Here is a 7,599-nt window from a genome sequence, read left to right as displayed (position 1 = left end):
GGTTAGATACGAAGGGCCCGACCCGTGAGTGCCTGAGTGCCTGACGCCAGGGAGTCGAAGCCCGGTCGCGGAGCGGGGGAGAGGCCACACTTCGGATGCTCGTCCGCCCGCTGGGCTGGCGGTGGAGCGGGGGGAAGTCGGCGGTGCCCGGGGTGGGCACTTTTCCACCCATGAATCCCATCGACTGGCACGCCATCTGGGTCCCGCAGCTGCACCCGGTGGAGGTCATCTTCCGCGTCTCCATGGTGTTCCTCTTCGCTCAGCTCGTCTTGAGGGCCATCGGGCGCAAGGAGATGGGGCGCTACGCCACCTTCGACCTGGCGCTCCTCTTCCTCCTCACGGTGTGTCTGCGCAGGACGATGGTGGGCGATGATGACAGCCTCACCACCGGCTTCCTCGCCCTGGTCACGCTGGGCGCGTGGGACCGGCTCTTCTCGTGGCTGTCGTTCCGGGATGGCCGCGCGGCGCGGGTGTTGGAGGGCCACCCGCGGGAGCTGGTGCGCGACGGCGAGCTGGTCCACGAGAACCTGCGCAAGACCCACATCTCCCGCTCCGAGCTGCTCAGCCAGCTGCGCACCCATGGCCGGGACGACCTGGCGGAGGTGCGCGCGGCCTACCTGGAGCCCAGTGGCAAGGTGACGTTCCTCTTCCGCGAGGGCGAGGGCTCCTCGGTGCAGTGACTCACGGCCCGCCAGGCGCGGAGGGCTCCAGGGGGGCCTCGAGCCGCGCGGCGGGCGGCTCCAGCTGGAAGCGCGCGATGAGGGGCATGTGGTCCGACAGGCCGTGGAAGCGGCTGCGCGGGTCCCCGAAGGGGTACGTCTCGTCGGTGTCCAGCCAGCGCACCCCACCCCCGGAGAAGATGTGGTCCAGGTGCATGCGCATGTGCATGAAGCCGGCGGTGGGGAAGGCGCGGGAGGTCCTCGGGTCTATCTGGCCCACCGCCGCCTGGGCGCTGGTGAAGCGGGCCTCGTCGCACAAGTAGTGGAAGACGGGGGAGGCCGGGGGCGAGTTGAAGTCCCCGCAGATGAGGAAGGGCTCGTCGGCGGTGTGCTGCCGCACCAGCTCGGAGAGGGCGCGCGCCTCGTGGAGCTGGTTGATGCCGTTGCCCATCTTGTCCTTGGTGGACCAGAAGGTCCGAGAGAAGGGGGTGGGCAGGCTGAGGTGGGTGTTGAAGACGTGGAGCGGCAGCCCATCCTCCAGGCGCAGCAGGCGCATGTGCGCGCAGATGCGGCTCTGCTTGCGCTCGCGCAGCATCCGCACGTGGTGGTGGGTGATGTGATGGGGCGCGTCCACGTTGTGGGTATCCACCATGAGGCGCTGGGTGTTGATGATGATGGCCAGGCCGGTGGTGTAGAGGGAGAAGTCCCCCAGCTTGTAGTGGTGGGCGCGGAAGTAGTAGGCCTCGTAGGGCAGGGGCCGGTTCAGGTGGGCGAACGTCTCCTCCATGCGCCCCATGAAGGCCTCGAGCTGGGTCTCGTCCGGGCGGGCGCGCCGGTGGGCGACGTTGCTGCGGAACGACTGCGTCTCCACCTCCTGGAGGCAGATGATGTCCGGTAGCGGGTCCAGCGAGGCCAGCGCGGCGGACACCCGCCGCTTGGGCCCCAGCGTGCTGGCGAGCCCGCGCAGGGCATGTCCGAAGTAGCGGACGTTGTAGCTGACGATGCGTAGAGGCGTAGGGGCCATGCTCGCTCGTGCGCCGTGTGGAGGCGGGAAGTACGGGGAAGTTACTGCCTGTCCTCGCCCGGGGGGAGCGGCTCGAAGCTTGCGCGTCGGCCCAGGACGCGGATACTGCGCCGCCACCGGGGATGCTTGGCAGCCCTGGTGGCGTGCAACCCGCCCGCTGGTCGGCAGCGGGCCTGGAATCCGGCGGGGCCTTCCGTGCCCCCCACCCGAAAGAGAAACGACATGAACCTGCGTCCGATGCTGTGGACCGTGGCGTCCGTGATGGTTGGCGGTCTGTTGGGCTGCGGCCAGCAGCCGAAGTACTACCGCGTGGCCATCGACCAGGGACCCCTCAGGAGCCTTCCCTCCAGCTGCTACGCCGCTGGGGCGACGCCCCCGCCCTCGTCGAACAACCTGGTCGACGTCCAGCAGTGGGTGCTCTGGGACGGGGTCGAGGATCGCAAGTACCTGCAGGTCGGTGACATCGACTACACCCTGGGCAGCTCCTATGGCGTGGAGATCCCTGGCGATGCCGTGGTGAGCACCGGCGACGGCGACAAGACGACCTTCGTCGCCGAGCAGACGGCGTCCACCCCCAGCACCAGCACCAGCCCCGCCACCCGCACCGCCCGGGCCACCTACACCTTCGACAAGGAGGGGATGACCATCGAGGGCACGCTGGCGCTGAGCGCCACCTGTGTCGGCACCGGGTGCGATCGCGATCGGCCCAACTGCGAGGCCTCGCTGCGCTTCACCGGCCGCCAGGTCGACGCGGACCAGGAAGTGCTGCTCGCCGTCGAGTCGGGCAACTAGCGTCGCCTCCGCCGCGGGGCCCTTCGCCAGGCAGGCGGAGGGCCCGCGTCGGTGTTAAAGGAGAGGACACGCCATGACGTCCTCTCCTCCCCGTTTCCGTGGAACCGATAGCTACCTCTCCAGCGAGGGCCTCCAGGCCGCCGTCAACTGCGCGCTGACGCTCCAACGTCCGCTGCTGGTGCGCGGCGAGCCGGGCACGGGCAAGACGCTGCTGGCCGAGGCCGTCGCCGAGAGCCTGGGCCTGCGTCTGCTCACCTGGCACGTGAAGAGCACCACGCGCGCCCAGGACGGCCTGTACGTCTACGACACCGTGCAGCGCCTGTATGACTCGCGCTTCGGCGACGGGGACGTGCGCGACATCCGCCGCTACATCCGCCTGGGGCCCCTGGGCGAGGCCTTCGCCTCGAAGGAGCGGGTGGTGCTCCTCATCGACGAGGTGGACAAGGCGGACGTGGAGTTCCCCAATGACCTGCTCCACGAGCTGGACCAGATGCGCTTCCGCGTCACGGAGACCAACGAGGACGTGGCGGCCACGCACCGCCCGGTGGTCATCATCACCAGCAACAACGAGAAGGAGCTGCCGGACGCCTTCCTGCGCCGGTGCGTCTTCCACTTCATCGACTTCCCGGACCAGGAGCTGATGCGGCGCATCGTCGAGGTGCACCACCCCGGGCTGGACGCGTCGCTGACGGAGCAGGCGCTCAAGGTCTTCTACGAGCTGCGCGGCTTCACGCGGCTGCGCAAGCGGCCCACCACGAGCGAGCTCGTCGACTGGATTTCGGTGCTCAAGGCCAACGGCGTCGCCCACGTGAAGCTGGACGAGAACCTGCCGTTCCTGGGGGCGCTGCTCAAGCGCGAGCAGGACCTGATGGCGGTGGCGGAGGCCTTCGGGCGGGGCCGCCGGACGAAGGCCTGAGCGAGGGCGCGCCATGTTCCTGCCCTTCCTCTACGAGCTGCGGCGGCGCGGGGTGCCGGTGGGCGCGCAGGAGGCGCTCGCGCTGGCGGAGGCGCTGAAGGCGGGGCTGCACGACAGCTCGCTGGACGGCTTCTACCATGTGGCGCGGGCCCTGCTCGTGCACGCGGAGACGCACCTGGACGCCTTCGACCAGGCCTTCCTCTCGCACTTCAAGGGCCTGGAGGGCTCGGGGCAGCAGCTCGCCCAGGAGCTGCTCGAGTGGCTGAAGGAGGCGCGCGAGCGGCGCGAGCTCACCCCCGAGGAGCGGGAGTTGCTGGAGCGCTTCAACGTGGAGGAGCTGGAGCGGCTCTTCCAGGAGCGCCTGGACGAGCAGCGCGAGCGGCACGACGGCGGGACGAAGTGGATTGGGACGGGAGGGGCCTCGCCCTTCGGGCACTCGGGGAACCCGCGCGAGGGCGTCCGGGTGGGCGGCGAGGGGGCCCAGGGCGGTGGCGGCCGCATGGCGATGAAGATCGCCGGGGCGCGCAAGTACCAGGGCTACCGGGGCGATGTGGTGCTGGACACGCGGCAGCTCGCGGTGGCGCTGCGCAAGCTGCGGGCCTTCGCGCGCGAGGGTGTGGCGGACGAGCTGGACGTGGAGGGCACCATCGCCGCCACGGCGAAGAACGCGGGCGAGCTGGAGGTGGTGACGCGCCCGCCGCGCCGGCCCAACACGCGCGTGGTGCTGCTGATGGACGTGGGTGGCTCCATGGACCCGTACGCGCACCTGGTGAGCCGGCTCTTCTCGGTGGCGAAGCAGGCCACGCACTTCAAGGAGCTGCGCACGTACTACTTCCACAACTGCGTGTACGGCCGCGTGTTCGACTCGCCGTACCTGCTGGGGGGCCTGAGCGTGCCGGACCTGCTGGGGCAGGTGGGGCGCCATCACAAGCTGGTGGTGGTGGGGGATGCGCTGATGGCGCCCTACGAGCTGTCGATGCGCACCAACTCGGAGGGCCGCTACGACCCGGTGGACGGCAAGGAGGGGCTGGTGTGGTTGATGGAGCTGGCGCGGCACTTCGAGCGCAGCGCCTGGCTCAACCCGGAGCCTCCGCAGACGTGGCGCGGCAACACCATCCAGGCGGTGAAGAACGTCTTCGACATGTTCCCCCTGACGGTGGAGGGCCTGGGCGAGGCGGTGGCGCATCTGACGAAGGGACGCATGGTGCGCGGGCGCCGCTAGCTGGGGTATCGTCCTGCCGCGTTTTCCACACCGCAGGGGGTAACGAGATGGCGACGACGATTCTGGTGACGGGTGCCACGGGCACCATTGGCTCGCAGCTGCTGTCCGCGCTGAAGGGCCAGCAGGACTTGACGGTGCGCGCGGCCGTTCGCAGCGCCACCAAGGCCGAGTCCATCAAGGGCGGCAATGTGACGCCCGTGGACTTCGAGTACACGAATTCGGAGCAGATGCAGAAGGCCGTCGAGGGTGTGGAGAAGCTCTTCCTCATCACCCCCTTCAGCCAGGACCAGGTGGATCTGGGCGCCCGGCTCATCGACTTCGCCAAGGCCGCGGGCGTGAAGCACGTCGTGAAGCTGTCGGCCATGGGCGCGGACTTCGCGCCGGGCATCCAGCTCGGGCGGTGGCACCGCACCCTGGAGCGCTACATCGCCGGCTCGGGCATGACGTACACCTTCGTGCGGCCCAACAACTTCATGGAGAACTTCGTCAACTTCTACGGGCCGGCCCAGGACGGCAACATCTACCTGCCCTGGGGCCAGGGCGCGTGCAGCTTCATCGCGGGCGCGGACGTCGCCGCGGTGGCCGCCGCCGCCCTCACCTCGAGTGGCCACGAGAACAAGGCCTATGACGTGACCGGTCCCGAGGCCTTCACCATCGCCCAGGCCGCCGCCACCCTCGGCGAGGTGACCGGCCGGAAGATCCAGTACGTGGAAGTGCCGGAGGCGGCCGCGCGCAATGCCATGCTCGACGGCGGCATGCCGGCGTGGATGGTCGACGGGATGATGGAGCTGCACGGCATCAACAAGGCGGGCTACGCCGCCCAGGTGACGGACACGGTGCAGAAGCTCACCGGCCGCGCGCCGACGAGCTTCGCCCAGTTCGCCAAGCAGAACGTCGCGCGCTGGAAGTGAAGCGCGGTCGACACTGAGGAGCCAGGACTCCTCCGGATCCCCATGCGGATGGGAGGCAGGGGCGCTAGAAGGGCCGCCTACCTCGCAGTCCCAATCCGGAGGAGTCTCCCATGGCCCCTGTCACCATCCAGCCGCTCTACACCGCCACCGCCACCTCGAACGGGGGCCGCAACGGCCGCGTCCGCTCGGACAACGGGACGATCGACATGGCGCTCACCATGCCCAAGGCGCTGGGGGGCCCGGAGGCCGCTGGCTCCACCAACCCCGAGCAGCTCTTCGCGGCGGGCTATTCGGCGTGCTTCGAGGGCGCGCTGCGGCTGGTGGCCGGGCAGATGAAGAAGCCCATCAAGGACGCCCACATCACGGCCCAGGCGACCATCGGGAAGACGCCGACGGGCGGCTTCGGGCTGGCGGTGGCGCTCCACGGCAAGCTCGCGGGCGTGTCCCAGGCCGAGGCGGACGAGCTGATGCACGCGGCGCACAAGGTGTGCCCGTACTCGCTCGCCACCCAGGGCAACATCGAGGTGAAGCTCTCGGCCGAGGCCGTCTGAGTCCCCTCCCCCCTCTCTCGGGAGAGGGGACGGGGGAGGGTGCACGCGTCGCGGATGAGGTCCGTGGGCGCTCCCTCCCCCGAGTCCGTCAGCCGAAGCGGGCGACCTCGGTGAGCACGGCGCGGGAAGGCCGCGTCACGTAGCCGAAGTGCTTGTCCGACTCGGCGCGCAGGTGCTTCGCGGCCTCACTGGCCACGTAGCGCTCCACGGCCTCCTTGTCCGCCAGCTCGTAGTGGCACACGTAGCGCACCCAGCCGTCCGGGGCGTGGGTGGTGTCCTTCCACTTGCGGCAGCGCAGGAAGCCGGGCTGGCGCAGCACCTCGGGGACGTGGATGTCCTCGTGCCAGCGGTTCCACGCCTCCTCGGCGGAGGGGGAGACCTCGATGGTGACGACGTAGAGCGCGGGCTTCACTTCTGGCTTCCCGTCGCCCAGGTGCCCCAGCGCACCAGCCGCGTGCCGCCCTCGGACTCGCGCTTGCCGCCCGCGAGCACGCGCTCGGTGCCGCTGGAGAGCGGCTGGAAGCGCGCCTCATAGGGCAGGCCCGCGAGCGCCGGGGCCCACGGCTCGGCCGCGTAGGTCTCCGAGGAGATGCGCTGGGTGCCCTCTACGTTCTCGGTGCGCTGCACGGTGAGGGCGGGCACGTCGCGACCCTCCACGGCGAAGGTGCCACGGGTGCCGGACGCCGCGGCGGCCGGAGGAAAGTCACCCGAGTCCAGGGCGCCCCAGGGCAGGCTCATGAGCACCTCCTCGAGGGGCTCCGGCTGGACCTGGGAGAAGTCGGAGCAGGGGGCGGCGCTGGCGTCGACGGGGCCCTCGGTGCGCAGGATGTAGCCGCGCTCGGCGGCGAAGCACACGCGCTGCACGGAGGGCGAGGGGCCCACGTCCACGCGCCGGTCGTAGTACGCCCCGGGGCCCAGGGGCCGGTCCAGCACGGGCGGCGCGGCCTGGGTGTCGGCCGAGCCCTCGCGGAACTCCCGCAGCGTGAACTTGAAGTCACCCGAGACGCCTCCGAAGCCGGAGAGCGTGTTGCCCGCCTCGAGCAGGCCGTGGGTGAGGTACAGCGGCCCGGGCTGCACGGCGTACACGCGCGTCTGGAGCGGGCCGTCCACGGGGCGCTGGTCGTTGACGTAGCGCAGGGCGTCCCAGGTGCGGCCGGCGGAGGCGGTGCGCTCGGCGGTGGACTCGCCCTGGCGCGGCACGTCGAGCGGGCGCGTCGTGTCCGCGCGCACGGGGAGCACGAGGTCCTGCGCCAGCCACGTCTGGGGCAGGGGCTTGCCGGCGTCATCGGTGAAGGACAGGCGCACCCAGACCCAGGGCTGCTGCACGGACACCACCTCCAGTGTCACCTGGCCGGCGAGGTTGCCCGTGGGGCCTCGCGGTGCGCTGCTTCGCTCGGCGGGGTTGATGCCGCCCCGTTGCGCGGCGAAGGAGTAGGTGACGCGGTCGCCCACGCGGGCGCGCTGCCAGGAGGTCTCATCGCCCCGCACGGGCGCGGGCTGGGCCTGGGTGTCGGTGGGAGAGGG

At 70.5% G+C, this 7,599-nt stretch carries 9 protein-coding genes; 6 read left to right on the top strand and 3 right to left on the bottom strand.

Annotated features, from left to right (window positions below):
* Positions 1–170: 170 nt before the first annotated feature.
* On the top strand, positions 171–680 hold the full coding sequence (locus VF697_RS42240) for a DUF421 domain-containing protein (RefSeq protein ID WP_331104273.1): 510 nt from the start codon (positions 171–173) through the stop codon (positions 678–680).
* A 1-nt stretch (position 681) separates the two neighbouring features.
* Here VF697_RS42240 and VF697_RS42235 read toward each other — a convergent pair whose 3' ends face one another.
* Positions 682–1,683 (bottom strand): endonuclease/exonuclease/phosphatase family protein, encoded by a 1,002-nt coding sequence (locus VF697_RS42235; protein WP_331104271.1) that lies wholly within the window; start codon positions 1,681–1,683, stop codon positions 682–684.
* 222 nt (positions 1,684–1,905) lie between these two features.
* Here VF697_RS42235 and VF697_RS42230 point away from each other — a divergent pair, with 222 nt between their 5' ends.
* The 5 genes from VF697_RS42230 (at position 1,906) to VF697_RS42210 (ending at position 6,075) form a co-directional block, all read left to right on the top strand.
* On the top strand, positions 1,906–2,475 hold the full coding sequence (locus tag VF697_RS42230; RefSeq protein WP_331104269.1) for a hypothetical protein: 570 nt from the start codon (positions 1,906–1,908) through the stop codon (positions 2,473–2,475).
* A gap of 73 nt (positions 2,476–2,548) precedes the next feature.
* Positions 2,549–3,391, top strand: coding sequence for a MoxR family ATPase (locus VF697_RS42225; protein WP_331104267.1), 843 nt, complete (start codon positions 2,549–2,551; stop codon positions 3,389–3,391).
* 13 nt (positions 3,392–3,404) lie between these two features.
* Positions 3,405–4,613 (top strand): vWA domain-containing protein, encoded by a 1,209-nt coding sequence (locus tag VF697_RS42220; RefSeq protein ID WP_331104265.1) that lies wholly within the window; start codon positions 3,405–3,407, stop codon positions 4,611–4,613.
* A 47-nt stretch (positions 4,614–4,660) separates the two neighbouring features.
* Positions 4,661–5,524 (top strand): SDR family oxidoreductase, encoded by an 864-nt coding sequence (locus tag VF697_RS42215; RefSeq protein WP_331104263.1) that lies wholly within the window; start codon positions 4,661–4,663, stop codon positions 5,522–5,524.
* Positions 5,525–5,634: 110 nt separating this feature from the next.
* Positions 5,635–6,075 carry an organic hydroperoxide resistance protein gene (locus tag VF697_RS42210; RefSeq protein WP_331104261.1) on the top strand — a complete coding sequence of 147 codons (441 nt, stop codon included), beginning with the start codon at positions 5,635–5,637 and terminating at the stop codon, positions 6,073–6,075.
* 88 nt (positions 6,076–6,163) lie between these two features.
* Here VF697_RS42210 and VF697_RS42205 read toward each other — a convergent pair whose 3' ends face one another.
* Entirely contained in the window at positions 6,164–6,487 is a 324-nt protein-coding gene (locus tag VF697_RS42205) for a DUF4286 family protein (RefSeq protein ID WP_331104259.1), read from the bottom strand.
* The coding region (locus VF697_RS42200; protein ID WP_331104257.1) for a DUF6068 family protein at positions 6,484–7,599 on the bottom strand (1,116 nt) is incomplete at its 5' end. The genes VF697_RS42200 and VF697_RS42205, both read right to left, overlap by 4 nt.

The organism is Archangium sp., from assembly GCF_036388035.1.
In the GTDB taxonomy this organism is placed as follows: Bacteria; Myxococcota; Myxococcia; order Myxococcales; family Myxococcaceae; genus Archangium.
This window is presented reverse-complemented; position numbering and strand designations above follow the sequence as displayed.